Raw genomic sequence first — 26,479 nt, 5'->3', positions numbered from 1 at the left:
CGTTGCGTGTGTGCTAGAAACATCGTTTCTTAATCTTTCCGATCGTCGCGCCGAGGACGCCGAGGTCGCGGTGCGGCCCGCGTGGGAAGTGCGGGAGAGCGGCGCCGCGACCGCCTGGTACACCGTCCGCCTGGCCTTCCCCGACCGCGCCCGCGTCGAGGTCCTGGCGGTCGTCGGGGCCGGTGGCGTCTGCATCGAGGACGTCAAGGCCGAACCCCCGCTGTCCCTGATCGACCTCACGGTGCTCGCCGACTGGATCGAGGGGCCGCTGTTCGAGGTGTGCGGCGGGCGTCAGGGCGAGGAGGGCTCGCGCCGATCCCGTCCGTCGTGGCCGGGCGGGACCGAGGGGGCCCGGCTCGTCGCCCAGGAGTACCGGGCCGCGCAGGAGGCGGGCGGCGACCCGGTCCTCGCGGTGATGGCGGCGACCGGGCACAGCAGGCGCCGGTCGCTGATGCTCATCGCGCAGGCGAGGGACGCCGGTTTGCTGACGGCGCGTCACTCCCGGGGCTGAGCAAGGGGATTGAGGGGTCGTCAAGTCGCGTGCTGTGCACGGCTGTTGACGGCGTTCACCGCAGCATCGCGCGCATCCTGGAGATCTCGCTGGTCTGCTGGGCGACCACGTCGTCCGCCATCTCCTCGACCTGGATGTTGTTCCCCTGCGACTTGACGTCCGTCGCCATGGTGATCGCCCCCTCGTGGTGGGTGATCATCAGGGTGAGGAAGAGTGTGTCGAACGCCTTGCCCTTCGCCCCGCGCAGTTCGGCGAGTTGGGCGTCCGTCGCCATCCCCGGCATCGCGCCGTGCGCCGCGTGACCCCGCGCCTCCACGGGCTTCTTGTTCACCTTCAGCCAGTCCCGCATGACCTCGATCTCGGGTGCCTGCGCGGCCGATATCCGGTCGGCGAGCCCCTTCACGGCCGTCGACTGCGCGCGCTGCGGGACGAGTTCGGTCATCTTCAGCGCCTGCTCGTGGTGGACGATCATCATCTGCGCGTACTCGACGTCCGCCGAGTTCGGCGAGTCGTCCTGCGCCCGGTGCCCGGCCGCCTCCTCGGCGGACATCGTGCGGTTCTCCTCGCCCGGCTTCCCCGGCACCACTACCGTCGGCCCGCCGCTGCCCGCACTCTTCGACGCGCCCTTCGAGGCGTCGTCCGCCCCCGAGTCGCAGCCGGTCAGGGCGAGCGCGAACAGCGCGGCGGTGACCACCCAGGTGCGGCGAGAGCGCACAACGACCTCCTGTTGCGTATGAGTTCGGCACTGCTGTGACCGTCCTAGCACGGATCTGTGCCCTGTCGATCGAAAAGTTATGTGACGAGCTTGTTGCCGTCTGTTGATATGACCATGACTAAGACGATACTTCGGGAGACCGTGACCCGTTCCGCGAGGAACGGCGACGAGGGAGGACACAGTGACCCTGTTGAAGGACCCCCGAACGCGGCGCAGACGTCTCGGAGTCGTGGCCGGCGTGACGGGACTGCTCGCCGCGCTGCTCACCGCGACCCCGGCGCTGGCCATCCCCGACCCCGGGGACACGCCCGCCGTGGAACGCCAACTCTCGCGGAGCGACCGGGCCGACGTCGCCGAGGCCATCGCCGCCGGGGAGATACCCGGCGTGGGCGAGGTCGTGCACTCGGCCAACATCAAGCACCTGGCGAACGTCCCCAAGGACGTCCTGCGCGACAAGAACTCCGACCTGGCGTTCCAGGGCAGGTACGCGTTCGCCGGCAACTACGACGGCTTCCGCATCTACGACATCAGCAACCCGAGGGCCCCGAAGACCGTCGTCCAGGTGCTCTGCCCCGGCTCGCAGAACGACGTCACCGTCGACGGGAACCTGCTGTTCCTGTCCACCGACTCCTCGCGCAGCGACAGCAGTTGCAACAGCACCACCCAGCCGGCGAGCGAGAAGTCGTCCTGGGAGGGCATGAAGATCTTCGACATCAGCGACAAGCGCAACCCGAAGTACGTGGCCGCCGTGGAGACCGCCTGCGGCTCGCACACGCACACGCTGGTGCCGGAGCGCAGGAACGTCTACCTGTACGTCTCCTCGTACTCCCCGAACGCCAACTACCCCGACTGCCAGCCCCCGCACGACGGCATCTCGATCATCAAGGTGCCGCGCCACGCGCCCGAGAAGGCGGCCGTCGTCGGCTTCCCGGTGCTGTTCCCCGGTGAGGGCCCCGACGGCGGCGGCAACCCGGGCGGCCCGACCAACCCGGGCGTCTCCAAGACCACCGGCTGCCACGACATCACCGTCCTGCCCGAGCTGGACCTCGCGGCCGGCGCGTGCATGGGCGACGGCATCCTGATGTCCATCAAGGACCCGGAGCACCCGAAGATCATCGACCAGGTCCAGGACAACGTGAACTTCGCGTTCTGGCACTCGGCGACGTTCAACCAGAAGGCCGACAAGGTCGTCTTCACGGACGAGTTGGGCGGCGGCGGCGCGGCCACCTGCAACGCGGAGATCGGACCGAACCGCGGCGCCGACGGCATCTACGACATCGTCGGCAAGGGCGACCACCGCAAGCTCGTCTTCCGCAGCTACTTCAAGATCCCCCGCCATCAGGCGAGCACCGAGAACTGCGTCGCCCACAACGGCTCGCTGATCCCGGTCAAGGGCCGCGACCTCATGGTCCAGGCGTGGTACCAGGGTGGCGTCTCCGTCTGGGAGTTCACCGACTCCAGCCGGCCCCGGGAGATCGCGTTCTTCGAGCGCGGCCCGGACAGCGCGACCGACCTCACCAGCGGTGGCTCGTGGTCGGCGTACTACTACAACGGCTACATCTACTCGAACGACATCAGCAACGGCTTCGACGTCCTGAAGATCGACGACCGGCGCACGGATCCGGCGAAGTGGGTGCGGCTGAGCGAGCTGAACGTCCAGACGCAGCCGGACTATTTCGGCTGGTGAGCCGGACCCTGGTGATCCGTCTCTTGGTGAGCCGTCTCGAAGAAGCGTGACAGGTCCAGGTCACGCAGCCCGCCGGGCGCCTCGGCGTCCGGCGGGAACCCCAGCCCCCAGTCGAGCCCGTAGCGGGTGAACAGCTCGGCCCGCAGCGTCTCCAGGGACAGCGGCACGTTCGGCAGGACCATCCCGTAGACGGCGCCCATGAGCTGCGCCCGCAGCATCGGGTAGTCGGCGTCGACGTCGTGCGAACCGTGCCGGACGACCGTGTCCCGCAGCAGCTCCGCCAGCCGCCGCTGCTCGGGACACTGCACGAACCCGTCCACGTCCAGCAGCCCGGCCATGTGCTGGCGCATCAGCACGGTACGGTCCCGGGCCAGCCAGAGCACCGCGTCGATGGCCCGCGCCATCCGCTCCGGGCCCTCCTCGGCGCGCGGCTCGTACTCCAGCGCCTCCTGCAACGTCCGGTGCATGAGCCGGTGCACGGCCGACTGCACGAGCTGACGCTTGCCCGGGAAGTAGTACGACACCAGCCCGCGCGCAGACCCGGCCCGGTCCGCGATGTCCCCGAGCGTCGTCGCCTCGTACCCGCGCTCCCCGACCAGTTCCAGCGCCGCCCGCAGCAGCCGCTCACGCGAACGCCGCCGCAATTCCTCATTGACCGATGCGCTGCGCGGGGACATCCTGTAACTCCTGCGTTGACTGGTCGGCAGCCAACTATAGTCGACGCGGTACGACCGGCCGGGCGGTCCTGGTTCGGGCGATGCGGGGGATCGCCTGAATCGGTACCGCCCGGCTGTGTTCGCCGCCGGGGGCGCGGGTCTCAGCCCACGAAGTTGAGCAACGGCCGCAGCCCGTCCGGGCGTTCGGACACCGGCAGGTGGTCGACGAAGTGCACCCGGCAGCCCAGCGCCGCCGCGCCGCCGTCCGCGCGCCGGTCGTCCCCGACCATCAGCGCCTCGCGCGGCTCCACCCCGAGCGCCCCGCAGGCGATCGCGAACAGCTTCGACTCGGGCTTCTGGACGCCGTGTTCGAACGACAGGATGTACGCGTCGACCAGCCGGTCCAGCCCGTGCGCGCGGAACACCGGACGCAGATCCCACCCGATGTTGCTCACCACCCCCACCCGGACGTCCCGCTCGCGTAGCGCGGTCAGCACCTCGACCGCGTCCGGGTACGGCGCCCAGGCGTCCGGCGCCATGTGCCGCTCGTACAGGGCGTCGTGCAGCGCGGGATCGGGCAGCGGGACCAGCCGGGACAGGCCGGTGTACGCGGCGCGGTGCGCCTCGGCGGTCTCGTCCCGCACCCGCCACACCTCCGCCAGCTCCTCGGGCACGCGTACGTTCCCGGCGCCGCCCGGCAGCGCGCCCACGTCCTCCAGGGCGCGCGCGTACGCGGTCAACTCGGGCTCTGGCAGGGCGAGTCCGGCGTCCTTGAGGACGGCGCGGAGCCAGGAGTCGGTGGATTCGATGCGGAAGAGGGTTCCGGAGAAGTCGAACAGCACGGCGCTCATGCGCTGGACTCTACCCGGGGGTGTGTCCGGCGCAGGGCGCCTGAGCTGGGCGTGAGTTGAGGGCGGCGGTGGCTCGACCGGCGCCGCCGAATCCGCGCGTTAGCCTGTTTCGCTTGTGAGGGTCAGCGCCGCAGTCCGCCGTCGGGCAGCAGCCGGCGGTGGGCCTCGATCGCCGCGACGACGACCAGCGCGCCGAGCAGCCAGCCGCCGAGGACGTCCGTGGGCCAGTGGACGCCCAGCCAGATCCGGGTCAGGCCGACGCCGGTCACGGAGACGACGGAGACCGTGACCGCCGTGCGCCACACGACGCGGGAGCAGCCGTGCACGTGCAGGAGCCAGAGCAGAAGACCGAACGCGACCGTCGCGGTGAGGGCGTGGCCCGAGGGGAAGGCCGCGTAGTGCGCCGAGTCGAGGGGGTCGGGCCACACCGGGCGCTCCCGGCCCACCGCGCTCTTCAGGCCCTGCTGGACCAGCGTCCCGACGGTCGACGTCACCCCCAGCCACACCACCGTGCCCCACGCCTGCCGGCGGATCACCAGCCCGACGGCCACCGCGCCCAGCAGCAGGCGCATCGTCAGCGGGTCCCACACCCAGTCCGTGAGGATCCGGGCCGCCTGCGAGAGGGCGGGGGAGTCGACGGCCCAGCGGTGTGTGGTGCGTGACACCTCACCGTCGGCGTCCAGGACCGGCGGCCACTCCGCCCACACCAGGGTGAGCAGCACGGCGAAGGACACGCCCAGGGCGAGCGCCGCGCGGGTGACGACGGGGTGGGCCGGGGGGCGGGGCGGGGAAGCGAGGGGTGGGGGGTGCATGGGTCGATCCTCGCCGATGAGGGGCGGGGGAGGCGAACGGGGACGCGCGCTCGTCAGCCCAGCGCTCGTCAGCCCAGCGCTCGTCAGCCCAGTGTGCGCAACGCCGGTACCAGCGTGACGAGTACCGGCACCACGGGGACCAGCGTCGCGACGGCCGTCAGGCGCAGGCGGTGGGAGGGGCGCAGGCGGTTCGGGGGAGTGAGGAGGCGGTCGACGCGCTGGGGGAGGTGCCCGTCGGCGTCGCCTCTGGGGCCGAACACCCCTCTGTCCTCGTTGAGTTCGACCAGCGCGAGGGCCGTGGTGAGCCGGCCGAAGCGGCGGGACGCCATGTCGTCGGCGGCCAGTTCGACCAGCCGGTGCATCTCGTCGCGGAACGCCGCGAACACCGGGACCTGCGGAAACCCGTTCGCGAGCGCGCCCGAGGCGTGCAGCAGCCAGTCGTGCCGCGCCTGCGCGTGCCCCTGCTCGTGCGCGCGCACGGCTTCCAGCTGACGGCCCTTCAGGCGACGCAACGCGGCGGTGGTGACGACGAGTTGGGGTGTCGCGCCGGGCATGAACCAGGCGTCGGCCCGCTCGCCCTCCAGCACCACCAGCCGCTCCCCGCCCGGCCGCTCACCCGGCAACAGCGGTACCCGCAGCCGCAGTTCCGCACGCCGGGCCCGGCGCCGGCGCCGCGCGCGGACGATCTCCCGCACCAGCATCGCCCCGCTCCACAGCCCCGCGCACGCCAGCGACACCGCCGTCGCCGCGGCCCAGGGACCGGCCGTCGTCAGGGCGTACGCCTCCACCACCGCGCGCGGCGCCGGGGCGAACACGTGCCCGCGCACCGCCTGCCAGGCCGCCGCCGCGCTCAGTGTCATCGACAGCGCGCAGCACAGCAGGACCGCCGCGACCACGCACTGCCACACCCACAGCGCGACCACCGGTTCTCGCTCCGGCCAGTCCGCGCGGGCCAGCAGCCGAGGGGCCGCGACGGCGGTCAGGAAGCCGAGCAGGAGGAGGACCGCGGGGACCGTCATGGGCAGCAGCCTATGAGGCGGGGCGCGGGGGCGTGGGCGGTCGTGCACGGCAAAGTGGCGTAGATCACGATTGAGGCGAGGGGGGTCGGGCAAGAGGCGCTGGGCGCTCCACCGGGCCGGGTACGAGGCGCCGGGCGTTCCGGGCCGAGTACGAGGGGTCGGGCGCTTCGAGTCGGGCACGAGGTGCCGGGTGTCTCGGGTCGGGCGCGAGGGGCCGGACGTTCCGGGCCGGCCGCGAGGAGCGCGCCTCACATCGTGATCAGCATCGCCAGCATCCCGATGCCCATCGACAACCGGCACGCCCGCGCCAGCTCCGGCCGGTCGGCCCACCCCGGACGACCGGCACTGCCGCCGTCACCGGAACCGCTGCTGCCCCCGCCCCCGGTACCGCTTCCTCCGCCGCTCGCCCCGCCCGACGTCACCGGCACGAGCCGCGCCCCCGACGCCAGCACGTACGCCGCGAAGTACAGCAACAGCACCCCCGTGAGCAGCGGCACGCCCGAACTGCCGTGCGCATGCACGTGCGACGGTGAGAGCGCCATCACGGCGGCCATGTAGACCATCGCCAGCGCCCCCACGAGGTGATGCAGATGGTGCGCGCTGCCCCGGGCCGCCCACAGCGCGTGCACCGCCGCCGCCCCGAACACCGTCAGATACACCGGCCACGCCCACCCCGGCGGCGTGAACACCCCCGCCGGCACCGCCATCGCGGCCATCCCGAACCCCATCACCGCCTCACCGCCCGCGGCCCGCCGCTGCCCCTCGTCCGCGCTGCGCATCCGCAGCAGGCAGTAGGCCCCCGTCGCCGCGCACAACGCCACCAGCAGCCAGCCGAGTGAAGCCGGTCCGTGCACGTGCACCTCCCCGTGCCGTGTATGCCGGTCCCGAGCCGTACGAGTCATACGAGCCGTGCGGGCCGTACGGAGCCGTACGAAGGGAGCGATGCCCACGCCGGGCGGCGCGCACGCGAGCGCAGAAGTGCACGAGGGGGCGTGAAGGGGATCGAGAACGCGCCGGAGCGAACCGTGCGTCCACCCGTTGACGCGAGCCGTCGCCCCTCCTTACGTTCGACCAGGCCGATTCGAGGAACCGACCGATGTTCGACACTCCGGACGGCTTGCCGAAACGGTTCGCCGCACCGAGGTGTGATGCATGACAGTCCACCGCACCGCCCCGCCCTGGAGGCACCCCGTGTCACCCGAACCCGCCCCCGACGGACCCGCCCCCGACACCCTCCTCGTCGACCTCGGCGCCGGCACCGGCCCGTTCCACGGCGGCGCCAGCGGCACGCTGTACGGCGTGTACGGCGACGGCGTGCCCAGCCGCAGCCTCATCGAGGGCATCAGGCTGCGCACGGTGTCGACGAAGGCCCAGGACGGCGTCCAGCACCCCGGCGCCGACGCCCTGGAGATCCTGCCGTCGTTCGTCGAGGCGGGCGGCAGGGAGATCTACGTCTACATCCCGGACACCTACCGCGGCTTCCCCTACGAGTGGCCCGGCGCGACCGGCCCCGAACGCCTCGCCGACCTCAAGGCCCGCGTCCGCCGCCAGGTCGAACTCGCCCTCGGTATGGGCGCGTTGCGTTCCCACCTCGTCTATGTGCCGTTCAACGAGCCCGAGGGCAACATGTTCGGCGACGGCGAGTTCAGTCACGACGGCGTCTCCTGGCGTACCGACCCGGCGGCCTTCTTCGCCGCCTGGCGCGAAGTCCACGCGCTGATCAAGGAGTTGGACCCGGACGCCCGCGTCGCCGGTCCCAACACCTGCCTCCTGTACGACGAGGTGCGGGGCTTCCTGGAGTTCGCGCGGGACGCGGACGTCCTGCCCGACGTGATTACCTGGCACGAGCTGTCCTCGCCCGGCGAGGTGCGCGGCGCCGTCGCCAAGTACCGGGCCCTCGAACGGGAGTTGGGCATCGGCCCGCTCCCGGTCAACATCAACGAGTACGCGCACAACTACCACCTCTCGGTGCCCGGCCAGATGATCCAGTGGATCGCGGCGATCGAGGAGTCCAAGGTCGACGCCGACATGGCGTACTGGAACATCGCGGGCAACCTCAACGACTCGGCGGTGGGCGCGAACCGGGCCAACGGCCAGTGGTGGCTGCTGCACGCCTACGGCACCCTGACCGGCGACACCGTCCAGGTCACCGCGCCCCACCCCGACATCCAGTACACGCTCCAGGGCGTCGCCGTCCTCGACCGCGAACGCCGCCAGGCCCGTGTCCTGTTCGGCGGTGCGGACGGCGCCGCCGAGGTCGCCGTCGCGCACGTCGACCCCGCCGTCTTCGGCACCGTCGTCCACGCCCGCCTGGAGGAGATCCCCTGGACGGGCCAACTCGGCGCGAGCGAACGCCCGTTGCTCATCGAGGAGGCCGAACTCCCCGTCACGGACGACCGGGTGAGCCTCCCGTTGGCCCGTCTCGACGCGATGTCCGCCTACCGGCTCACCCTCTCGCCCGGCGGCAACGGGGCCGCCCTGTCGTCCGCGTCGGCCGGCCGGCGGAGGTCGTACGAGGCCGAGGACGCGGCGCACACCGGTGAGAGCTGGACGAGGAACGGGCCCGAGGGATCCCCGTTTGACGTGGGGAAGTTCGCCACCTCCGGGGGCTATCACGTGGGCGGCCTGCGCACCGGCTCCGACCTGGTGCTGAGCTTCGACGTCGAGGCCCCGCAGGATGGCGAGTACGACGTACGGATCTACGCCAACGCGTACAACAAGGCCGACCTCGTACGTGAACTCGGGCCCACCAACGCGTTCTTGAGGGTGGACGGCGGTCAACCCCGGGAAGTGCTCCTGCCCGTGGGATACCAGTGGGCCGTGTGGGGGCACACCGACACCCGCGTCACCCTCACCGCCGGCCGCCACACCCTCACCCTCGCCGCCCACGACCCCGACCTCGGGACCACCAGGGGCGACGCGGTGATCGACCGCCTCGACCTGATCCCGCGCGGCACGGACGCCGGTGAAGTCGCCGTGTACGACGCCGAGTTCGCTTCCCTCGGCGAGGGTGCCCGCACCGACTTCACACGCCCCGGCGCCTCGGGCCCCGGAGTCGTCGTCCTCGGCCGGGGCGCCGCCGTCACCTTCTGGGTGCACGCGCGGGACGCGGGCGAGGTCAGCGCGACCGTCGAGCGGATCGGCGCGGGCGAGGGCCGGCTCGCGGTGGACGGGGAGGACGTGGGGGAGCTGCGCGACGGCGCCGTGCCGCTGTTCCTGGCCGGCGGCATCAGCCGCGTCACCGTCACGGCGACCTCGGACCGGCTCGTCGTGGACCGCCTGCTGCTGGGACCCTCGCGCGGGCTGCTGCCGACGGCGACGTACCCGGCCGAGGAGGGCGTCCTCACCGGCACCGCCCAGGTCACCGGCGTCTACCCGTACGCCACTGGGGGCAAGGCCGTCGACGGGGTCGGCGGGGGAGCAGGGAACGCGCTCACCCTCACGGTCACCGCCGAGCGGGCCGGACGGCACGCCCTCACCCTGCGGTACTCCAACGGCGAGCAGGCGCCCTCGACCCACTACAACCCCGACCCGCTGTGCCGGCACGCCGACCTGTCGGTCAACGGGGGCGAGCCCTGGCGCGTGTTGTTCCCGACCACCTTCCACTTCAACAACTTCGACGACCTGTCCCTCCCGGTGACACTCCGTCAGGGCGTCAACACCCTCACCTTCACCGCCGACGAACTCCCCGACTTCGACGGGACGTCGTACAACGCGTACGGGCAACGGTCCGCGTTCGCCCCGGTGTTGGACAACGTGACGGTGACGCCCCTGGCGTGACGGACCGTCAGGCCCGGTAGACGCCGAACACCGCGCCCTGCGGGTCCCGGAGCACGGCGATCCGGGGTCCGTCGGGCATCGTCATCGGCGCCATCAGCGTCGTACCGCCCGAACTCCCGGCGGTGGAGGCGGCGTTGTCGACGTCGTCGGTCGCGAAGTACGGCAGCCAGTGCGGGGGCACCTCGGGCGGGAAGCGGTCGTCCATGGTGAGCATGCCGCCGAAGTCCTCGCCGCCGACGCCGAGTCGGGGGTAGCGGGCGGAGGGGCGGACGGTCCAGCCGAAGACGGCCGTGTAGAAGGACTCGGCGCGCGCGGCGTCGCGGGTCAGGAGTTCGGCCCAGCCGAGCGCGCCGGGGGAGTTGAAGACCCCGGCGCCGGGGAAGCCGCGGCCCTGCCAGAGCTGGAAGACGGCGCCGCCCGGATCGGCGGCCACGGCGAAGCGGCCCGCGTCGAACACGTCCATGGGCCCGAGCAGCACCGTCCCGCCCGCCTCGCCGGCGAGGCGCGCGCTGACGTCCGCGTCCGACACGGCGAACGAGACGGTCCAGGCGACCGGCTGCCCCGTCCGGTACAGCGGCGTCAGCGCGGCCGCCGCGTCCTCGCCGAGGTACGCCATCGTGTAGCCGCCCGCCTCGGGCCGGGGGTCCGTCTCGGTCCGCCAGCCGAACAGGCCGCCGTAGAACCGTTTCGCCGCCTCCAGGTCACCGGTGCCCAGCTCCGTCCAGCAGGGCCCGCCGGGCACGGTCGCGTCGAGCTTCATGACGATCCTCCGTAAGCCCCGAGACGTAAGCCCCGCAGACGTACGCCCCGGCGCGCGCGTACCCGAGACGTGAGCCCTCACCGTCGAAGGACCCCTTCCAGCACGCTAAGCCCGTGCCCGCGCCCCGGCCATCCGGGAGGGCTCAGATACCGGGCCGGTAGCGGATCGGATGGTCGGCCGGGACCTCCACCAGCACGATCGGCGTCCCGTCGGGATCGGCGATCCACATCTCGACGAGCCCCCAGGGCTCCTTCACGGGCTCCCGCACGATCGGCACCCCTTGCGCGACCAGCTCGTCATGGGCCGCCGACAGGTCGGGAACCTGGAGCCACAGCCGGGTCTCCGGGTCCCGGGGCGCGTCCGTGCGCCCGGCGATCTCCAGGAACCCGCCGCCGAGGAAGTACACCGTGCCCCGCTCGGGACCGGTGCCGAACTCGCGGTAGACGCCGAGGCCGAGCTGTTCGCCGTAGAACCGGCGGGCGCGGTCGGGGTCGGCGGGGTGGAGGAGGACGCGACTGCTCAGTACATGCACCATGCAGCCGGAGCCTACGGGAGAGTTAGGCTCTGCGAAGTCCGGGCCTCATGGATCACGCCAGGCCCACGAGCCCGGCCGTGCCCCACCGCACCCCGAGGACGGAAGAACCGCACATGGAGACCGCCGAGACCGCGCTGACCTACCGCGACGCCACCGACGCCGATGTCGAGGCCCTGGTGACGCTGATCGAATCGGCCTACCGGGGCGACACGAGCCGCGTGGGCTGGACCACCGAGGCGGACCTCCTGGACGGTCAGCGCACGGACCCCGAGGGCGTACGGGAGGTCATCGCGAAACCGGACGGCCGGCTGCTCGCCGTCGAGCGGGCCGGTGTCGTCGTCGCCTGCTGCCAGCTCGAACACCGCGGCGACCACGCCTACTTCGGGATGTTCGCCGTCAGCCCGGCGTTGCAGGGCGAGGGGCTGGGCAAGCGGATCATCGCGGAGGCCGAACGGCAGGCCCGCGAGACGTGGGGCGTCGCCGAGATGCACATGACCGTGATCTCGCTGCGCGACGACCTGATCGCCTGGTACGAGCGCCGCGGCTACCGCCGTACCGGCCGGACGACGCCGTTCCCGTACGGGGACGAGCGCTTCGGCATCCCGCGCCGGGCCGGCCTCGAATTCGAGCTGCTGGTCAAGGAACTCGGCTGATCAATACCCTGAACGAACTGATCAGCCGGTCCCTCAACTGCGTTTGATCTCCGGGTAGTCGGTCGTCACCCCGGTCAGCTCGAAGGCCCGCGCGAGGCGCAGCTGGTCCTGTGTGTTCACCACCCAGCCGATCACGCGCAGGTCGTGCTTGCGGGCGTGCTCGACCGTCTCCAGCGTCAGACGCCGGATGTTGAGACACAGTGTGCGCGCTCCCACGTCGACGGCGCGGTCCGCGATGTCGACGCCGTAGCGGCCGCCGATCAGCGCGGTCCGCACGCCCGGCACGAGCCGGCTGATCTCGGCGAGCGCGTGCTCGTGGAACGAGGACACCTCGACGCGCTCGACGAGGTCGCGCTTCAGCATGACCTCGGCGAGCGCCTGCGCGGCGTGAGTGTCCTTGATCTCGGCCTGCAACGGCACCGACACCGCGTCCAGGACCTCCTCGAACGTCGGGACCCGCTCCCCGCGCCCCGCGTCCAGCGTCCGCAGCTCCTCCAGCGTGTGCTCGGCGACCGGCCCGCAGCCGTCCGTCGTGCGGTCCACGTCGGCGTCGTGCATCACCACCAGCGTGCCGTCCGACGTCAGGTGCAGGTCGAGCTCGATCGCGTCCAGCCCCGCCTCCTGCGCCGCCGCGAACGACCGCAACGTGTTCTCGGGCTCGACTCCCATCACCCCGCGATGCCCGATGGTCACAAACTCCAAGGCCACTCTCGCTCTCCGTCGACGCCAGTGCGCTCCGCAGCCTAGGGCCTGCGACGGCCTGCCCGCGCCTTCCCCGGGATCCCCGGAAGAATGCCGGGGCGATCAAGGCGTTGTGCCGAACTCCGCGCGCTTGGCATGTACGGCAGGAAAAAATGCGGTGACCATGAGGGTGGGCAGGATAATTTCCCGAGGTCCTTCTTGCTAGCGGAAACGTCATATGCCTACGGTGTCCTTACGCGAGGTTCTCCCGTGGAGGATGGGACATGACGGAAATTCTTGTGCGGGCGACGGCGGGAGAGGGGCTTCCTTCCGGAGTCCGGGTGATCGAACAGGCCGCGTGGCCGGTTCTGAAAGCCGCAGTGGAGCGCATCCGCCCCTGGCAGGCCGCCAACGGCTCGATCGACTTCGACGCCGAGGGCGCCCCGACGCACGCCGAGGCGGAGCGGGCCGTCGGCGAGGTGGTCGCGGCGATCGAGGAGCTGTGCCCGCTGCTGCCGCACGACGCCGCCTACCACCGCGCCCTCGTCGCGGACCTCACCGCCTGGTCCGAGGGTGGCTTCCCGGTCCCCGACTTCCTGGACTCGCTGCTCGCCTTCCAGCCGGCCGCCGACCGCCGTGACGGCCTCCAGCACCTCGTCGTCTTCCCGATGTACACGCAGAACGGCAACCCGGACCGCAACCTGGAGGCCGTCGTCCTGCGCATGGTCTGGCCCGACTGGCTGGCCGAGCTGGAGCGCACCCGGTACGACAACCCGCTGTTCTGCGGCATCACCTTCGAGGACTTCACCCCCGGCTACGACACCAACTCGGCTGTCCTCTTCCCGGAGACCATCGCCGTCCGCGAGGCGCCGGAACGATTCTCCTGGGGCGGGATCTTCTGCGACCGCGAGGCCGCCCGCTTCCGCCGGGTCACCGAGTCCGCCGTCTCCGTCCTCGGCCTCGACCTGCCCGAGGACATCGCCGCGATGGTCCACGACCAGAAGCGCTGCGAGGAGGCGTTCGTCCTGTGGGACATGGTGCACGACCGCACCCACAGCCACGGCGACCTGCCCTTCGACCCGTTCATGATCAAGCAGCGCCAGCCGTTCTGGATGTACGGCCTCGAAGAACTCCGCTGCGACCTCACCGCCTTCAAGGAGGCCGTGAAGCTCGAAGCGGACGGTGTCCCGCAGGCCCGCGACGTGCAGTACGCGGTCCTCTTCGACCGCATGTTCCGCTTCCCGGTCACCGGCGACCGCGTCCGCAACTACGACGGCCTCGGCGGGCAGCTCCTCTTCGCCCACCTGCACCGGGGCGAAGTCGTGCGCTGGACCGACAACAAGCTGCACATCGACTGGGACCGCGCCCCCAAGGTCACCAACGACCTGTGCGCCGAGATCGAGAAGCTCTACAAGGACGGCATCGACCGCCCGAAGCTCGTCCACTGGTTCGCCGGCTACGACCTGGTCGCCCGCTACCTCTCCCCGCACCCGGCCTCGAAGTGGGCCAAGGGCCCCGACGCCCTCGACCTCTCCCAGCCGCCCCGCAAGCTCGTCGACGACGTGCTCCCGGACGAGTTTCCGCTCAGCATGTTCTATGAGGCGCTGGCGAAGAAGCTGAAGAGTGTGATCGCCTCGACCCGTGGCATCCGCGCGGACGGCGCGGAGCGCACGGCCGCGTGAGCGGTCGGGGCAAGGCAAGGACGACACAGTACCGACGGAACGTGACCGTTACGACGATACGGTCACGTTCCGACGTTGGACGGACGACAAGAGCGAGGCGAGGAACATGGGCAACGGCGCGCTGAGCGGAGCGGTGATCGCGGTCGCCGGAGCGGGCGGCCCCGCCGGGCGGGCGACACTGATCCGGCTGGCCGAGGCGGGGGCGACCGTCGTCGGCGCCGACAACGACCCGGAACGGCTCGCGGCGGCCGTCGACGCGGCCCGCTACGCGGCGGGCGGCGCGACCGTCACCGGCGAACCCGTCGACCTGCTGGACCTGGACGCCACGCGCGCGTGGGCCGACCGCACGGAGAAGGAGTTCGGCCGCGTCGACGGCCTGGTCCACCTCGTCGGCGGCTGGCGCGGCAGCGAGACCTTCACCAAGACCAGCCTGGACGACTGGGACTTCCTGGAGATGCTGCTGATCCGCACCGTGCAGCGCACCTCCCTCGCCTTCCACGAGGCGCTGCAGCGCAGCGACCGGGGCCGGTACGTCCTGATCAGCGCCGCCGGCGCGAGCGCCCCCACCGCGGGCAACGCCGCCTACGCCGCGGGCAAGGCCGCCGCCGAGGCGTGGACGCTGGCCCTCGCCGACTACTTCCGCAAGGCCGGCGGCGAGGGCGGCCCGACGTCCGCCGCCGCGATCCTGGTCGTCAAGGCGCTCGTGCACGACGCGATGCGCGCCGAGCGGCCCAACGCCAAGTTCGCGGGCTTCACCGACGTCAAGGAACTCGCCGAGGCCGTCGTCGGTGTCTGGAACCGGCCCGCCGCAGAAGTGAACGGACAGCGCCTGTGGCTCACCAAGCAGCCGTGAACCCGCCGAAGACCGACGCCCGCCGCCGGCACGACCCCGAGGTCCGCGGCTTCGCCAGCGACAACTACGCGGGCGCGCACCCCGAGGTGATGGCCGCCCTCGCGCTCGCCAACGGCGGCCACCAGGTCGCCTACGGCGAGGACGACTACACCGAGCACTTCCAGGGAATCGTCCGCAGCCACTTCGGCCCCACGGCCGAGGCGTTCCCCGTCTTCAACGGAACCGGCGCCAACGTCGTCGCCCTCCAGGCCGTCACCGACCGCTGGGGCGCGGTGATCTGCGCGGAGAGCGCCCACATCAACGTCGACGAGGGCGGCGCGCCCGAGCGCATGGGCGGCCTGAAGCTGCTCACCGTCCCCACCCCGGACGGCAAGCTCACGCCCGAGCTGATCGACCGCCAGGCGTACGGCTGGGAGGACGAGCACCGCGCGATGCCGCAGGTCGTCTCGATCACCCAGTCCACCGAACTCGGCACCCTCTACACGCCCGCCGAGATCCGCGCGATCTGCGACCACGCGCACGCGCGCGGGATGCGCGTCCACCTCGACGGCTCCCGGATAGCCAACGCGGCGGCCTCCCTGGACGTCCCGATGCGGACCTTCACCAACGCCGTCGGCGTCGACATCCTCTCCCTGGGCGGCACGAAGAACGGCGCCCTGTTCGGCGAGGCCGTCGTCGTGATCGACCAGGACGCCGTGCGGCAGATGAAGCACCTGCGCAAGCTGTCCATGCAGCTCGCCTCCAAGATGCGGTTCGTCTCCGTGCAGCTGGAGGCGCTGCTCGCCAAGGACCTGTGGCTGCGCAACGCCCGGCACGCCAACGAGATGGCCCAGCGCCTCGCCGAGGGCGTCCGCGCGGTGCACGGCGTCGAGATCCTGTACCCCGTCCAGGCCAACGGCGTCTTCGCGCGCCTGCCGCACGACGTGAGCGTCCGCCTCCAGGACAGGTTCCGGTTCTACTTCTGGGACGAGGCGGACGGGGTCGTGCGCTGGATGTGCTCCTTCGACACGACCGAGGACGACGTGGACGCGTTCCTGGCGGCGCTGAAGGAGGAGATGGCGCGGTAGCCAGCCATGCATAAGTATGCGACCGTCCGAAAAAGAATTGACGTTCGGGCGGTCGCGTTCCTATGCTCAGCGGGCATGGAGCTGATCCAGAACACCCCCGACCTGTCCGCATATCTCGCGGACGACGAGGTCATCGACCACCGTCACCCGCTCGTCCGGCAGACCGCCGCACGACTCGCCGCCGACGTCCCCGACTCGTATGCCTATGCACAGGCCGCCTTCGAGTACGTCCGCGACGAGATCCCCCACTCCCAGGACGCCCAGGACCCCCGCGTCACCTGGCGCGCCTCCGACGTCCTGGAACAGCGCACCGGCATCTGCTACGCCAAGGCCCACGCCCTCACGGCCCTCCTGCGCGCCGAGGACATCCCCACCGCCCTCTGCTACCAGCTCCTGCGCTCCGACGACGGCCCCGGCCACGTCGTCCACGGCCTCGTCGCCGTCCGCTTCAAGGGCGCCTGGCACCGCCAGGACCCCCGCGGCAACAAACCCGGCGTGGACGCGCGGTTCTCCCTCACCGGGGAGCGGCTGGCCTGGATCCCCGACGCCCAGGAGGGTGAGTTGGATTTTCCAACCCTCTACGCGGAGCCCCATCCGGCCGTCCTGCGCGCGCTCCAGGATGCCACCGACCGACCGCACCTGTGGACGATCCTCCCGACCGCCCTGTGACGCCCCCGCCGCACACCTGAGGGAACGCGCCCGCTAGTCTCCCCGGCATGGCCGACGGGGGAGTGGAACAAGGGCGCCTGGCGCCGCTGCGCAAGCGCTGGAAGGCCGTCTCGGCGGTGACCGCGGCCCTCGCCGCCGTCGCCGTCACCGTCCCCGTGGTCCTCGCGGACTCCGACGGCGCGCCGCCCTGCCAGGCCGTCCCGGCGTCCACCCGCGCCCTCGCCGGCGACCCGGCGGCGGCCACCCGCGCGCTCGACCCCGGCGAGGACCTGTCCCGGCTGCCCGCCGTCCGCGCCCTGTTCGTCGAACGGCCCTGTGGGGACGGGGGTGCGGTGCTGGGGCGGGTTGTGGACGCGGGCACGCGGGTTGAAGGGCGGGCGCACAGTCTGGAGCAGGCGCGGAGCGCGTACGGGGTCGTCCGCGTGCTCGGGCGGGCCGGCGAACCGCTGCCCGCCGGGCTCACCACCGCCGTGGCCGGACTCCTCAGCGCGTACGTGGTGGACCAGAGCCTGTACTTCGACATCGACCGTGACGACGAGCGCCCAGCCGTCACGGCGGAACAGGCCGAGGCATTCGACCCCCGCCCCGGCAGCTTCCTCGCGCCCGGTGAGGCCCACGCCCACTTCAGCTACACCGGCTCCTCCCTGACCGGCAGCCTGCGCGTCGGCGCGGTGAGGGCCAGGACCGTCTGGGATCCCCGGGTGTTCGCGATCCTCTACGACGCCGAACGCGCCTACTTCGCGCACTACCTGGAGCGGCTGACCGACAACGGCGCGGATCCCGACCGCGCGCCCGGTGGCTCCGACCGGTCCTCGACCTCCTGGGTCGACCGCGACCTGGGCCGCTTCGGCGACCGCCTCGGTGCCCTGATGGGGATGCGGACCGAACTGGTGAGGAACGGCACGATCCCCGATGTGGCGGAGTTCGACCGCGCCGTGCGCAAGCACACCCGAGGCGCCTACCTGGCGGCCGACCGCCGGGTGACCAGCCGGACTCCACAGGGCACCATCGCCGCACGGCCCGTGTCGGGGCCGGTGCAGGGGCAACTGATGGACGGCCGGGCCCAGTTGTACGCGGTGCTGGAGAAGTGGGCCGCCACGCGCGGGACGCCCGAGGCACGGGTCGTGGAGATGCGGCGGTCGATCGACAAGCAGTACCTGCAGTCGTTCGTTTACCCGGACTGAGCTTCGGCGCCGTCCATCCGGAGGTCCGTGCAGCCGCGCCGCTCCACCTTGTCCTCGGCGAACGCCTTCAGCAGCGCGCGCTGTTTCGCCGTGCCGAGACCCGGGAACTCGTCGTCGGCGCTGAGGACGAAGTGCGCGGCCTCGCCGTCGCAGCGGGCCGTCGCCGTGAGCCAACGGGCATGGCTCAGCCCCTCGGTGAGAAGGCGGTCGGTCCAGTCGCCGTACCAGGACTCGAAGGCCAGCGGCGCGCCCGGCTCGTCGTCGCCGGGGGCGCGGTTCTGGAAGGCGCAACGGCCGATCGGCGCCGCGTCGTTCATGCGGTCGACGACGCGCCAGGCGGCCGGAGCGGACGGCAGGCCGGCCTTGCGTGCCCACGCGCAGCCGGTGTCGCCGGCCTCGTCGAGCCAGACCGGGTCCTGCTCGTCCTCCGGGTCGGGCAGGCCGTCTTTGCCGGTGGGCGCCTTCAGTGGCGCCGCGCCGCAGCCGAGGCGGTCGGAGGCGGAGTTCACGAGGGCCACCGCCGCCTCGTAGACGGCCGGGCGGCCGGTCAGTGTCTTCTCGCCGAAGGTGAAGTGGGCCAGCATCTTCGGCGAACGGCCGTCGGCGTCCTTCGGCAGGTCCGGGCACGGCACCAGGAAGTCGGCCGTCTTGTAGCGGCTCACGAAACCCGGCAGGCCCTCCGGCACGGCGGCCATCCTCTGGAACCCCGATCTCACCGAGGTGAGCAGCGAGCCCTCCACCGCGTCGCGACCGGTGTACGCCCGCAGCGACACCAACTGCGTGGGTTCGTCGTCACCCTCGACCGTGACCTCGCACCGGTACTCGCCCAACCCCCGCAGCGTCCGTGACTCCTCACCCGCGAAGTGCGCGTCGTGCGGCGCCAGTTCGCGCGCCGCGCCCGCGGGTAGCCCTCCGTCGCAGGCGTCGCGCACCAGCCACCAGTCCTTGACGTACGGCTGGGCGAACCAGCCGCCCACGCTCAGCACCACCGCGGCCGTCACCGACACCTTGACCCAGCGCCGCATTTCCCTGCCCCCGTGGCGCGTTCGGCGGTGTGCGGCCGGGCGGGGCGCGCCAAGGCCCCGGCGCGGCCCTCGACTTCTGCCGGGACCCTACCGCCCGGCCCGCCGCACGGACTCAGCGGGCCTCGGCCGCGCGGACCTCCTCGGGCGTGGGCGCCGTGCCGCCGAGGTGGGCCGGCATCCACCACGTGTCGCTCGCGTTCTTCGGCCGGACCGGGTACGCGCGCTGGGCGGCCTCCAGGAGCTCCTGGACGCGCTCGCGGAGCTGGCGGGTGATGGCGCCCGCGTACTTGTCCTTGGACGCCTCGATGGCCTCGCCGACGCGGATCGTGATCGGGATGTGGCTGCGCTTGAAGTTGCGGGGGTGGCCCTTCGTCCACAGGCGCTGCGTGCCCCAGACGGCCATCGGGACGAGCGGGACGCCCGCCTCCTGGGCGAGGCGCGCGGCGCCGGACTTGAAGCTCTTCAGGGTGAAGGACTGGGAGATGGTGGCCTCGGGGAAGACCCCGACGACCTCACCGGAGCGCAGGGAGTCCAGCGCGTGCTGGTAGGCGGCCTCGCCCTGGGTGCGGTCGACCGGGATGTGCTTCATGTTGCGCATCAGCGGGCCCGAGATCCGGTGGCGGAAGACGGACTCCTTCGCCATGAAGCGCACCAGGCGCTTCTGCGGGAGCGCGGCGAGGCCGTCGAAGATGAAGTCCAGGTAGCTGATGTGGTTGCTCACCAGCACCGCCCCGCCCGACCGCGGGATGTTCTCCGAGCCCCGACAGTCGATCTTGAGGTCCCAGACCTTGAACAGGGTCTGCGCGAGACCAACTGCGGGACGGTAGACAAGCTCTGCCATGGGTGAGGCGGACCCTTCCTTCACTCGGCCTGGGAAGGGGAACTCCCGGCGGGCAAGTTACGCAGCCGTAGGTTTACGGCATGTCGCAGATCGTGCCCCAAGAACGTGCGGCGGGCCAGTCCTGGTTCCTGGCCGCGTCGGAGATTCTCGTCACGTCCGGACCTTGATCCACCTCGGGCTTTGATCCTTTCTTTACTTCGCGCCTCACTTCGATCTTTGCTTCGAGCGGGCCCTCGCGCACGCGCCAGATCACCCGCTTCACTCCACACGGACCGTGACGCGCCGGACCACCAGGTACAACTCGCAGCCCAGGCAGTACCCGAAGGCCGCGTTGAGGAAGGCCGCCGCCAGCGCGAGCCCCGTCGCCGCGAGCCCCAGCCACTCGACGCCCAGCCCGAATCCGGCCAGTCCGACGCCCGCGAACAGCAGTCCGACGGCCTGCGCGAACCTCGGCGGCTCCGGAGCCTCGAAGTCGCTCGGCGGGCCGAGACGGGGCCGTACGGCGGCCTTGAAGACCCATCCGTAGGGCGAGCGGGCCACCCCGCCCGCCGCGCCCAGCGCGAACGCCAGCGTCTGCCAGGCGAGCAGCCAGGCGCTGCCGGTGATGAGGACGGCCGCCAGAACGACGGTCGTGACGGCCGCGCCGAAGCGTGGCCCGCGTGCGTCGATGTCCATGAATCCAGCATTCCGCATCGGAGATCGCCTTCGGAAGCGGGAATGTTTGCGGTCTCGTGAACGCTTGAGCAGGCGATGACCGGACTCATGGTGTGCGTGGCGGTGCTCGCGACGGCGAGCGCCTACGGAGTGCTGCGCAAGCGGCACGGCGGGAGGGTACGCGTGCGCGGACGCGACGACGGCAGACGACTGGACGCCGGCCGGCTCGGCGGCGAACTCGGCGAACGGGCCACGCTCGTGCAGTTCTCCAGCGCCTTCTGCGCCCCCTGCCGGGCGACCAGGCGCACGCTCGGCGAGGTGGCCGCGATGGTGCCCGGCGTCGCCCACATCGAGATCGACGCCGAACAGCACCTGGACCTCGTGCGCGAACTCGGCATCCTCAAGACGCCGACCGTGCTGGTCCTCGACGCCGGGGGCCACGTCGTGCGGCGCGCCGCCGGCCAGCCGCGCAAGGCGGACGTCATCGCCGCGCTGGGGGAGGCGGTGTGACGGAACGGCAGCTTCCAGATCCCGGAACGCCCTTGACTGGACATGCCACCTATCGTCAGCCTGACGTCATGCCTGAGGAACTCCTTCTCTACGGGCGGGTCCATGTCGACCTGGCCCGGAGCACCGCGAGCGCGCGCTGTCCGGGCCGCTGAGCACCCACGGACCCGCTCGTCACTTCTTCCCGAAGGACAACCCGATGACGGCCTCGCCCGACCTCGCCGCCGCTCAGCTCGCCTCTCCCGACCTCCTGCGCTCCGTCTTCCGCCGGCACGCCGCCGGTGTGGCGGTGATCACCGCCGCCGGGGAGCACGGCCCCGTCGGCTTCACCGCCACCTCCCTCACCTCCGTCTCCGCCGAACCCGCACTGCTGTCGTTCGGCATCGGCGTGGGCGCCTCCAGCTGGCCCGCGATCGCGCGCGCGAAACACGTCGGGGTGCACATACTCGGCGAGCACCAGGCCGACCTGGCGGCCACCTTCGCCCGCAGCGGCGCCGACCGCTTCGGCGCCCCGACCGCCTGGCGCGAGGGCCCCGAGGGGGTGCCCGTCCTGGACGACGTCCTCGCCTGGCTCGTCTGCCGCGTGCACACGCGCGTGCCCGCGGGGGACCACCGGATCGTGCTCGCGGAGGTCGTCCTCGGCGACCCCACGCGCGCGGGACGGCCGCTGCTCTACCACCAGGGACGGTTCAACGCCCTGCGTGACTGAGGCGTCCCGCTCGCCCTCTGCGGGATCGTCGAGTTCCGGTTACGCTGCGTTGCGAAGGTCACAGTTCAAAGCGCTTGCTTAGCGGGCATGAACTGGTTGTACTGGTGAGTAATATCCTGGACGGAGGCGGGCCGCCCCCGATCCGGGAACGGCCTCTTCAGGCGCCTATGCTGCCTGCAAGTAGGCAGCTGAGAACTGACGATGCAGTAGGAGAGCCGGCGTGAGCTTGAGGATCGTTGTCACTGTGAAGTACGTGCCCGACGCCACTGGCGACCGGCACTTCGCCGATGACCTGACCGTCGACCGGGACGACGTGGACGGTCTGCTCTCCGAACTCGACGAGTACGCGGTCGAACAGGCCCTCCAGATCTCCGAGAACTCCGACGACGACGTCGAGGTCACCGTCCTCACCGTCGGCCCCGAGGACGCCAAGGACGCCCTGCGCAAGGCCCTCTCCATGGGCGCCGACAAGGCCATCCACGTCGAGGACGACGACCTGCACGGCACCGACGCGATCGGCACCTCCCTGGTCCTCGCCAAGGCCATCGAGAAGGCCGGCTTCGACCTGGTCGTCTCCGGCATGGCCTCCACGGACGGCACGGGCGGCGTCGTCCCGGCCCTGCTCGCCGAGCGCCTGGGCGTCCCGCAGGTGACGCTGCTCTCCCAGGTCGAGGTCGAGGACGGCGTCGTCAAGGGCCGCCGCGACGGCGACGCCGCCTCCGAGCAGCTGGAGGCGTCCCTCCCGGCCGTCGTCTCGGTCACCGACCAGTCGGGCGAGGCGCGTTACCCGTCCTTCAAGGGCATCATGGCCGCCAAGAAGAAGCCGGTCGAGTCCTGGGACCTGTCCGACCTCGACATCGAGGCCGAGGAGGTCGGCCTGGACGGCGCCTGGACCAAGGTCGACGAGGCGACCGAGCGCCCGGCCCGCACCGCCGGCACGATCGTCAAGGACGAGGGCGAGGGCGGCAAGCAGCTCGCTGAGTTCCTCGCGGGCCAGAAGTTCATCTGAGCCCCCATTCAGCAGTCGCTGACCGCCCCTCAACTTCGTTTCGCAGGAGAGCAATCCCATGGCTGAAGTCCTCGTCCACGTCGACCACGCGGACGGCGCCGTCCGCAAGCCCACCCTCGAGCTGCTGACCCTGGCCCGCCGCATCGGCGAGCCCGTCGCGGTCGCCCTCGGCAACGGCGCCGCCGACACGGCCGCCGTCCTCGCCGAGCACGGCGCGGTGCGCGTGCTGACCCACGACGCGTCCGAGTACGCCGACTACCTCGTCGTCCCGAAGGTCGACGCCCTCCAGGCCGCCTACGACGCCGTCTCCCCGGTCGCCGTGCTGGTCTCCTCCTCCGCCGAGGGCAAGGAGATCGCCGCCCGCCTGGCGCTGCGCATCGAGTCCGGCCTGATCACCGACGCGACCGACCTGGAGGCCGGCGACGAGGGCCCGGTCGCCACGCAGTCCGTGTTCGCCGCGTCCTTCACCACCAAGTCGCGCGTCATCAAGGGCACCCCGGTCATCACCGTCAAGCCCAACTCCGCCGCCGTCGAGGCGGCCCCGGCCGCGGGCGCCGTCGAGGCCCTTGCCGTCACCTTCTCCGACAAGGCGACCGGCACCAAGGTCACCGGCCGCACCCCGCGCGAGTCGACCGGCCGCCCCGAGCTGACCGAGGCCGCGATCGTCGTCTCCGGCGGCCGCGGCGTCAACGGCGCCGAGAACTTCGCGCTCATCGAGGCCCTGGCCGACTCCCTCGGCGCGGCCGTCGGCGCCTCCCGCGCCGCCGTCGACGCCGGCTGGTACCCGCACACCAACCAGGTCGGCCAGACCGGCAAGTCCGTCTCGCCGCAGCTCTACATCGCCAACGGCATCTCCGGCGCGATCCAGCACCGCGCGGGCATGCAGACCTCGAAGACCATCGTCGCGGTCAACAAGGACCCCGAGGCCCCGATCTTCGACCTGGTCGACTACGGCGTCGTCGGCGACCTCTTCGACGTCGTCCCGCAGCTCACCGAGGAGATCAACACCCGCAAGGGCTGATCTCCGGGCAGCTGACAGAGGCCCCGCCCCCGGCGGGGCCTCTGGCGTACGGGGGCTGCTCCCGGACGTCCGTGAGGGCTACGCGAGGTCCACGCTCGCGCACACCGGCAGATGGTCGCTCGGGAACTGCGTCCCGCGCGTGTACGTGTCCACCCACGCCCGCCGCGCGCGTATCCCCGGCGTGGCCAGCACCCAGTCGATCCGGCGGCCGTCCGCCACCAGCCCCCGGTAGTCGTGGAACGTCCCGAACGACGGCCCGCGCGCGGGCGCGCTGTCCCACGTGTCGACGAGCCCCGCGCCCAGCAGCGTGTCGTACACCTCGTTGGCGTGCGCCGCGGCGTTGAAGTCCCCGAGCAGCAGGGCGGGCAGGGCCAGCGCGTCCATCCGGCCGGCGATGAGCGAGGCGGCACGCACGCGTGCGTACTGGCTGCGGTGGTCCAGGTGCGTGTTCAGCACGTAGAACTCCCGGCCCGCGCCCAGCCGGTCCCTGAACCGCACCCAGGTGACCATCCGGACGAACGCCGCGCCCCAGGTGTTCGACGCGAGGTCCTCCGGCGTGTCCGAGAGGGCGTACGTGCCGTGCGCGACGGGCGTGAGGCGGGCGGTGTCGTAGTAGACGGCCAGCGACTCGTCCGTCGTCCGGCCCTCCAGGCCCGTGCCGATCCACGCGTACCGGGGGGCGAGGTCGGCGGCGATGTCCAGGATCTGCCCGTGCACGCCCTCCTGCGTGCCCACGACGGAGGGGGCGGCCCGCAGGAGCAGTTCGCGCGTGACCGGGCGGCGCGCGGCCCAGCTGTTGGGCTCCTTGTCGCTGGCGAAACGGAGGTTGAAGGTCATGACCCGTAACGGCGGGGCGGGCCGACTCGGGGGCGCCGGCTGCTTCGCGCGGTCGGAACGCGCCTGCGAGGCCCCTACGGTGCCGAGCAGCGGGACGGCGACGGCCGCCGCCACCACGCCCCGCAGACTCGCGCGCCGCGTCACATCCCTGGTGCCCGTCATGTGCGTCCCCTCCCCGTCGGGGATCAGGATGAGGGTGCGGACCGATGTGCGAAAGAGGGCCGCGGTGAAGAACGGGACTGGGGGAGAAGGGGGCCGGGGAAGAAAGGGGTCGGGGAAGTGAACCGGCGGAGGGGTTCGTGACGATGAAGGGGTACGGGGCGGCGGACCGCTCCGTGGACGGGGTGTTGACCGGCGGAAAGATCCGTTGTTGGCTTCCTTCGCCGGAGCATTGATTCCGTAAAGCGGAAAACAGGAGGGTGCGGGATGGGGCAAGGGCAGCAGGAACCGGTCGTGACGAGCCTGGAGAGCGCCGTCGCCGAGGAGATCGGCGCCCGCCTCGCCCCGGTCGACGCGGAACTCGCCCGCCGCTACCCCGGCGACCCCGGCACCCGCCAGCCCGTCCACACCGTCTACGTCCCCGGTGACGCCTTCGCGGCCGGCACGATCCGCGCCTGGGGCGACGCCGCCCTCACCGCCCTCGACGAACACGCCCCGGACGCCGCCTCCCTCGCCGCCGTCCTCGGCCTCGCCGACGACCTCGCCGAACCCGTGTACGCCCGCGTGCGCGCCAAACTGGAACGCGAACCGGTGGAAGACCTCCGCGTCGACTTCGAGGACGGCTACGGCCCCCGCCCCGACGCCGAGGAGGACCGGCACGCCGCGCACGCCGCCCGCCTGATCGCCGCCGCGCACCGGGACGGCACCGCCGCGCCGTACACCGGCATCCGCATGAAGTGCATGGAGGCCGCCGTCCGCGACCGGGGCATCCGCACCCTCGACATCTTCCTCAGCGGCCTCCTGGAGACCGGCCCGCTGCCCGCCGGGCTCACCCTCACGCTGCCCAAGGTGACCTACCCCGAGCAGGTCACCGCGATGGTCCGCCTCCTGGAGGCGTTCGAGAAGGCGCGCGGCCTGGAGGCCGGCCGGATCGGCTTCGAGATCCAGATCGAGACCAGCCAGGCCGTCCTCGGCGCCGACGGCACCGCCACCGTCGCCCGCATGATCGACGCCGCCGAGGGCCGCGCCACCGGCCTCCACTACGGCACCTTCGACTACAGCGCCTCCCTCGGCGTCTCCGCCGCCCACCAGGCCAGCGACCACCCCGTCGCCGACCACGCCAAGGCGGTCATGCAGGTCGCCGCCGCCGGCACCGGCGTCCGCGTCTGCGACGGCTCCACCAACGTCCTGCCCGTCGGCCCCACCGAGAAGGTCCACGACGCGTGGCGCCTGCACTACGGGCTCACGCGCCGCGCCCTCGCCCGCGCCTACTACCAGGGCTGGGACATGCACCCCGGGCACCTGCCCACCCGGTACGCCGCCGTCTTCGCCTTCTACCGCGAGGGCTTCGCCCAGGCCGCCGCCCGGCTGTCCCGCTACGCCAACCGCACCACCGGGGACGTCATGGACGAACCCGCCACCGCGAAGGCGCTCAGCGGATACCTGCTGCGCGGCCTGGACTGCGGGGCACTGGACGCGGCCGAGGTGGCCGGGAGCAGCGGGCTGACGCGGGAGGAGCTGGAGGGGTTCGCGGGGCGGCGCAAGGCGGCGTGAGTGGGCTGGGCTCCGGAGGCGCCGGCCGGCCCGGGGACCGGCCGGCGT

The 26,479-nt window shown here is 71.9% G+C and carries 27 protein-coding genes; 14 read left to right on the top strand and 13 right to left on the bottom strand.

What is annotated here, in order from left to right:
* Nucleotides 1-10: 10 nt before the first annotated feature.
* Complete coding sequence (locus IAG44_RS05395; RefSeq protein WP_187745977.1) at nucleotides 11-511, top strand: DUF6214 family protein; 501 nt, start codon at nucleotides 11-13, stop codon at nucleotides 509-511.
* A 55-nt stretch (nucleotides 512-566) separates the two neighbouring features.
* Here the strand turns inward: IAG44_RS05395 and IAG44_RS05390 are convergent, their stop codons facing one another.
* Entirely contained in the window at nucleotides 567-1,226 is a 660-nt protein-coding gene (locus IAG44_RS05390; RefSeq protein WP_246561507.1) for a DUF305 domain-containing protein, read from the bottom strand.
* 181 nt (nucleotides 1,227-1,407) lie between these two features.
* Between IAG44_RS05390 and IAG44_RS05385 the strand changes: the two genes are divergently transcribed.
* Nucleotides 1,408-2,913 (top strand): LVIVD repeat-containing protein, encoded by a 1,506-nt coding sequence (locus IAG44_RS05385; protein WP_187745975.1) that lies wholly within the window; start codon nucleotides 1,408-1,410, stop codon nucleotides 2,911-2,913.
* Here the strand turns inward: IAG44_RS05385 and IAG44_RS05380 are convergent.
* The 5 genes from IAG44_RS05380 to IAG44_RS05360 form a co-directional block, all read right to left on the bottom strand.
* Nucleotides 2,898-3,590, bottom strand: coding sequence for a TetR/AcrR family transcriptional regulator (locus tag IAG44_RS05380; RefSeq protein ID WP_187745974.1), 693 nt, complete (start codon nucleotides 3,588-3,590; stop codon nucleotides 2,898-2,900). The two genes, IAG44_RS05385 and IAG44_RS05380, sit on opposite strands and share 16 nt — an antisense overlap.
* A gap of 140 nt (nucleotides 3,591-3,730) precedes the next feature.
* Nucleotides 3,731-4,420: an HAD family hydrolase gene (locus tag IAG44_RS05375; RefSeq protein ID WP_187745973.1), complete on the bottom strand. Its 690-nt coding sequence runs from the start codon at nucleotides 4,418-4,420 to the stop codon at nucleotides 3,731-3,733.
* A 122-nt stretch (nucleotides 4,421-4,542) separates the two neighbouring features.
* Nucleotides 4,543-5,232: a phosphatase PAP2 family protein gene (locus tag IAG44_RS05370; protein ID WP_187745972.1), complete on the bottom strand. Its 690-nt coding sequence runs from the start codon at nucleotides 5,230-5,232 to the stop codon at nucleotides 4,543-4,545.
* Nucleotides 5,233-5,315: 83 nt separating this feature from the next.
* Nucleotides 5,316-6,251, bottom strand: a complete 936-nt coding sequence (locus tag IAG44_RS05365) for a M56 family metallopeptidase (RefSeq protein WP_187745971.1) — start codon at nucleotides 6,249-6,251, stop codon at nucleotides 5,316-5,318.
* 248 nt (nucleotides 6,252-6,499) lie between these two features.
* Entirely contained in the window at nucleotides 6,500-7,105 is a 606-nt protein-coding gene (locus tag IAG44_RS05360) for a DUF5134 domain-containing protein (protein ID WP_187745970.1), read from the bottom strand.
* A 337-nt stretch (nucleotides 7,106-7,442) separates the two neighbouring features.
* On the opposite strand from IAG44_RS05360, the gene IAG44_RS05355 reads away from it, so the two are divergent.
* The gene (locus IAG44_RS05355) at nucleotides 7,443-10,031 is read left to right on the top strand and encodes a carbohydrate-binding protein (RefSeq protein WP_187745969.1); all 2,589 of its coding nucleotides are present in this window, start codon (nucleotides 7,443-7,445) and stop codon (nucleotides 10,029-10,031) included.
* A gap of 7 nt (nucleotides 10,032-10,038) precedes the next feature.
* Here IAG44_RS05355 and IAG44_RS05350 read toward each other — a convergent pair whose 3' ends face one another.
* Nucleotides 10,039-10,791: a VOC family protein gene (locus tag IAG44_RS05350; RefSeq protein WP_187745968.1), complete on the bottom strand. Its 753-nt coding sequence runs from the start codon at nucleotides 10,789-10,791 to the stop codon at nucleotides 10,039-10,041.
* 142 nt (nucleotides 10,792-10,933) lie between these two features.
* Complete coding sequence (locus tag IAG44_RS05345) at nucleotides 10,934-11,326, bottom strand: VOC family protein (RefSeq protein WP_187745967.1); 393 nt, start codon at nucleotides 11,324-11,326, stop codon at nucleotides 10,934-10,936.
* 113 nt (nucleotides 11,327-11,439) lie between these two features.
* On the opposite strand from IAG44_RS05345, the gene IAG44_RS05340 reads away from it, so the two are divergent.
* On the top strand, nucleotides 11,440-11,979 hold the full coding sequence (locus tag IAG44_RS05340) for a GNAT family N-acetyltransferase (RefSeq protein ID WP_187745966.1): 540 nt from the start codon (nucleotides 11,440-11,442) through the stop codon (nucleotides 11,977-11,979).
* Nucleotides 11,980-12,012: 33 nt separating this feature from the next.
* Here the strand turns inward: IAG44_RS05340 and IAG44_RS05335 are convergent, their stop codons facing one another.
* The gene (locus IAG44_RS05335) at nucleotides 12,013-12,681 is read right to left on the bottom strand and encodes a glycerophosphodiester phosphodiesterase (protein ID WP_187752518.1); all 669 of its coding nucleotides are present in this window, start codon (nucleotides 12,679-12,681) and stop codon (nucleotides 12,013-12,015) included.
* A gap of 263 nt (nucleotides 12,682-12,944) precedes the next feature.
* Here IAG44_RS05335 and IAG44_RS05330 point away from each other — a divergent pair, with 263 nt between their 5' ends.
* The 5 genes from IAG44_RS05330 to IAG44_RS05310 all read left to right on the top strand — a co-directional run bounded on the left by IAG44_RS05330 (nucleotide 12,945) and on the right by IAG44_RS05310 (nucleotide 18,115).
* Nucleotides 12,945-14,342 carry a DUF6421 family protein gene (locus IAG44_RS05330; protein ID WP_187745965.1) on the top strand — a complete coding sequence of 466 codons (1,398 nt, stop codon included), beginning with the start codon at nucleotides 12,945-12,947 and terminating at the stop codon, nucleotides 14,340-14,342.
* A gap of 106 nt (nucleotides 14,343-14,448) precedes the next feature.
* Nucleotides 14,449-15,195 (top strand): SDR family NAD(P)-dependent oxidoreductase, encoded by a 747-nt coding sequence (locus IAG44_RS05325; RefSeq protein WP_187745964.1) that lies wholly within the window; start codon nucleotides 14,449-14,451, stop codon nucleotides 15,193-15,195.
* Nucleotides 15,192-16,262 carry a threonine aldolase family protein gene (locus IAG44_RS05320; RefSeq protein WP_187745963.1) on the top strand — a complete coding sequence of 357 codons (1,071 nt, stop codon included), beginning with the start codon at nucleotides 15,192-15,194 and terminating at the stop codon, nucleotides 16,260-16,262. The genes IAG44_RS05325 and IAG44_RS05320 overlap by 4 nt, the downstream gene beginning before the upstream one ends.
* A gap of 75 nt (nucleotides 16,263-16,337) precedes the next feature.
* On the top strand, nucleotides 16,338-16,931 hold the full coding sequence (locus IAG44_RS05315; RefSeq protein WP_187745962.1) for a transglutaminase-like domain-containing protein: 594 nt from the start codon (nucleotides 16,338-16,340) through the stop codon (nucleotides 16,929-16,931).
* Between the two features lie 47 nt (nucleotides 16,932-16,978).
* Nucleotides 16,979-18,115 carry a hypothetical protein gene (locus tag IAG44_RS05310; protein WP_187745961.1) on the top strand — a complete coding sequence of 379 codons (1,137 nt, stop codon included), beginning with the start codon at nucleotides 16,979-16,981 and terminating at the stop codon, nucleotides 18,113-18,115.
* On the opposite strand, the gene IAG44_RS05305 is transcribed toward IAG44_RS05310, so the two are convergent.
* The 3 genes from IAG44_RS05305 to IAG44_RS05295 all read right to left on the bottom strand — a co-directional run bounded on the left by IAG44_RS05305 (nucleotide 18,103) and on the right by IAG44_RS05295 (nucleotide 20,656).
* Complete coding sequence (locus tag IAG44_RS05305; protein ID WP_187745960.1) at nucleotides 18,103-19,140, bottom strand: hypothetical protein; 1,038 nt, start codon at nucleotides 19,138-19,140, stop codon at nucleotides 18,103-18,105. The genes IAG44_RS05310 and IAG44_RS05305 overlap by 13 nt on opposite strands.
* Nucleotides 19,141-19,252: 112 nt before the next feature.
* Nucleotides 19,253-19,981: a lysophospholipid acyltransferase family protein gene (locus IAG44_RS05300; RefSeq protein WP_187745959.1), complete on the bottom strand. Its 729-nt coding sequence runs from the start codon at nucleotides 19,979-19,981 to the stop codon at nucleotides 19,253-19,255.
* A gap of 258 nt (nucleotides 19,982-20,239) precedes the next feature.
* Entirely contained in the window at nucleotides 20,240-20,656 is a 417-nt protein-coding gene (locus IAG44_RS05295) for a DUF4395 domain-containing protein (RefSeq protein ID WP_187745958.1), read from the bottom strand.
* Nucleotides 20,657-20,731: 75 nt separating this feature from the next.
* On the opposite strand from IAG44_RS05295, the gene IAG44_RS05290 reads away from it, so the two are divergent.
* From IAG44_RS05290 to IAG44_RS05275, 4 genes are all read left to right on the top strand, one after another.
* A complete protein-coding gene (locus IAG44_RS05290; protein WP_187745957.1) occupies nucleotides 20,732-21,145 on the top strand; it encodes a TlpA family protein disulfide reductase in 414 nt (137 codons plus the stop codon).
* 196 nt (nucleotides 21,146-21,341) lie between these two features.
* Nucleotides 21,342-21,851: a flavin reductase family protein gene (locus IAG44_RS05285; RefSeq protein ID WP_187745956.1), complete on the top strand. Its 510-nt coding sequence runs from the start codon at nucleotides 21,342-21,344 to the stop codon at nucleotides 21,849-21,851.
* Between the two features lie 220 nt (nucleotides 21,852-22,071).
* Nucleotides 22,072-22,860, top strand: a complete 789-nt coding sequence (locus IAG44_RS05280; RefSeq protein ID WP_187745955.1) for an electron transfer flavoprotein subunit beta/FixA family protein — start codon at nucleotides 22,072-22,074, stop codon at nucleotides 22,858-22,860.
* A gap of 58 nt (nucleotides 22,861-22,918) precedes the next feature.
* Nucleotides 22,919-23,881, top strand: a complete 963-nt coding sequence (locus IAG44_RS05275) for an electron transfer flavoprotein subunit alpha/FixB family protein (RefSeq protein ID WP_187745954.1) — start codon at nucleotides 22,919-22,921, stop codon at nucleotides 23,879-23,881.
* Nucleotides 23,882-23,959: 78 nt separating this feature from the next.
* On the opposite strand, the gene IAG44_RS05270 is transcribed toward IAG44_RS05275, so the two are convergent.
* On the bottom strand, nucleotides 23,960-24,880 hold the full coding sequence (locus IAG44_RS05270; protein ID WP_187745953.1) for an endonuclease/exonuclease/phosphatase family protein: 921 nt from the start codon (nucleotides 24,878-24,880) through the stop codon (nucleotides 23,960-23,962).
* Between the two features lie 264 nt (nucleotides 24,881-25,144).
* On the opposite strand from IAG44_RS05270, the gene IAG44_RS05265 reads away from it, so the two are divergent.
* Nucleotides 25,145-26,431 (top strand): DUF6986 family protein, encoded by a 1,287-nt coding sequence (locus tag IAG44_RS05265; protein WP_187745952.1) that lies wholly within the window; start codon nucleotides 25,145-25,147, stop codon nucleotides 26,429-26,431.
* The last annotated feature ends 48 nt before the right edge of the window (nucleotides 26,432-26,479 follow it).

This window comes from Streptomyces roseirectus (assembly GCF_014489635.1).
In the GTDB taxonomy this organism is placed as follows: domain Bacteria; phylum Actinomycetota; class Actinomycetes; order Streptomycetales; family Streptomycetaceae; genus Streptomyces; species Streptomyces roseirectus.
Note: the sequence above shows the minus strand (reverse complement) of the source record. Positions and strands in the feature narration are given on the sequence as shown.

Coding starts and splice junctions, on each gene's coding strand:
- IAG44_RS05310 (WP_187745961.1), top strand. CDS start 16,979: ATGGCCGACGGGGGAGTGGAACAAGGGCGCCTGGCGCCGCTGCGCAAG.
- IAG44_RS05265 (WP_187745952.1), top strand. CDS start 25,145: ATGGGGCAAGGGCAGCAGGAACCGGTCGTGACGAGCCTGGAGAGCGCC.
- IAG44_RS05315 (WP_187745962.1), top strand. CDS start 16,338: ATGGAGCTGATCCAGAACACCCCCGACCTGTCCGCATATCTCGCGGAC.
- IAG44_RS05295 (WP_187745958.1), bottom strand. CDS start 20,656: ATGGACATCGACGCACGCGGGCCACGCTTCGGCGCGGCCGTCACGACC.
- IAG44_RS05370 (WP_187745972.1), bottom strand. CDS start 5,232: ATGCACCCCCCACCCCTCGCTTCCCCGCCCCGCCCCCCGGCCCACCCC.
- IAG44_RS05290 (WP_187745957.1), top strand. CDS start 20,732: ATGACCGGACTCATGGTGTGCGTGGCGGTGCTCGCGACGGCGAGCGCC.
- IAG44_RS05330 (WP_187745965.1), top strand. CDS start 12,945: ATGACGGAAATTCTTGTGCGGGCGACGGCGGGAGAGGGGCTTCCTTCC.
- IAG44_RS05350 (WP_187745968.1), bottom strand. CDS start 10,791: ATGAAGCTCGACGCGACCGTGCCCGGCGGGCCCTGCTGGACGGAGCTG.
- IAG44_RS05300 (WP_187745959.1), bottom strand. CDS start 19,981: ATGGCAGAGCTTGTCTACCGTCCCGCAGTTGGTCTCGCGCAGACCCTG.
- IAG44_RS05325 (WP_187745964.1), top strand. CDS start 14,449: ATGGGCAACGGCGCGCTGAGCGGAGCGGTGATCGCGGTCGCCGGAGCG.
- IAG44_RS05365 (WP_187745971.1), bottom strand. CDS start 6,251: ATGACGGTCCCCGCGGTCCTCCTCCTGCTCGGCTTCCTGACCGCCGTC.
- IAG44_RS05345 (WP_187745967.1), bottom strand. CDS start 11,326: ATGGTGCATGTACTGAGCAGTCGCGTCCTCCTCCACCCCGCCGACCCC.
- IAG44_RS05275 (WP_187745954.1), top strand. CDS start 22,919: ATGGCTGAAGTCCTCGTCCACGTCGACCACGCGGACGGCGCCGTCCGC.
- IAG44_RS05285 (WP_187745956.1), top strand. CDS start 21,342: ATGACGGCCTCGCCCGACCTCGCCGCCGCTCAGCTCGCCTCTCCCGAC.
- IAG44_RS05270 (WP_187745953.1), bottom strand. CDS start 24,880: ATGACGGGCACCAGGGATGTGACGCGGCGCGCGAGTCTGCGGGGCGTG.
- IAG44_RS05380 (WP_187745974.1), bottom strand. CDS start 3,590: ATGTCCCCGCGCAGCGCATCGGTCAATGAGGAATTGCGGCGGCGTTCG.
- IAG44_RS05375 (WP_187745973.1), bottom strand. CDS start 4,420: ATGAGCGCCGTGCTGTTCGACTTCTCCGGAACCCTCTTCCGCATCGAA.
- IAG44_RS05305 (WP_187745960.1), bottom strand. CDS start 19,140: ATGCGGCGCTGGGTCAAGGTGTCGGTGACGGCCGCGGTGGTGCTGAGC.
- IAG44_RS05340 (WP_187745966.1), top strand. CDS start 11,440: ATGGAGACCGCCGAGACCGCGCTGACCTACCGCGACGCCACCGACGCC.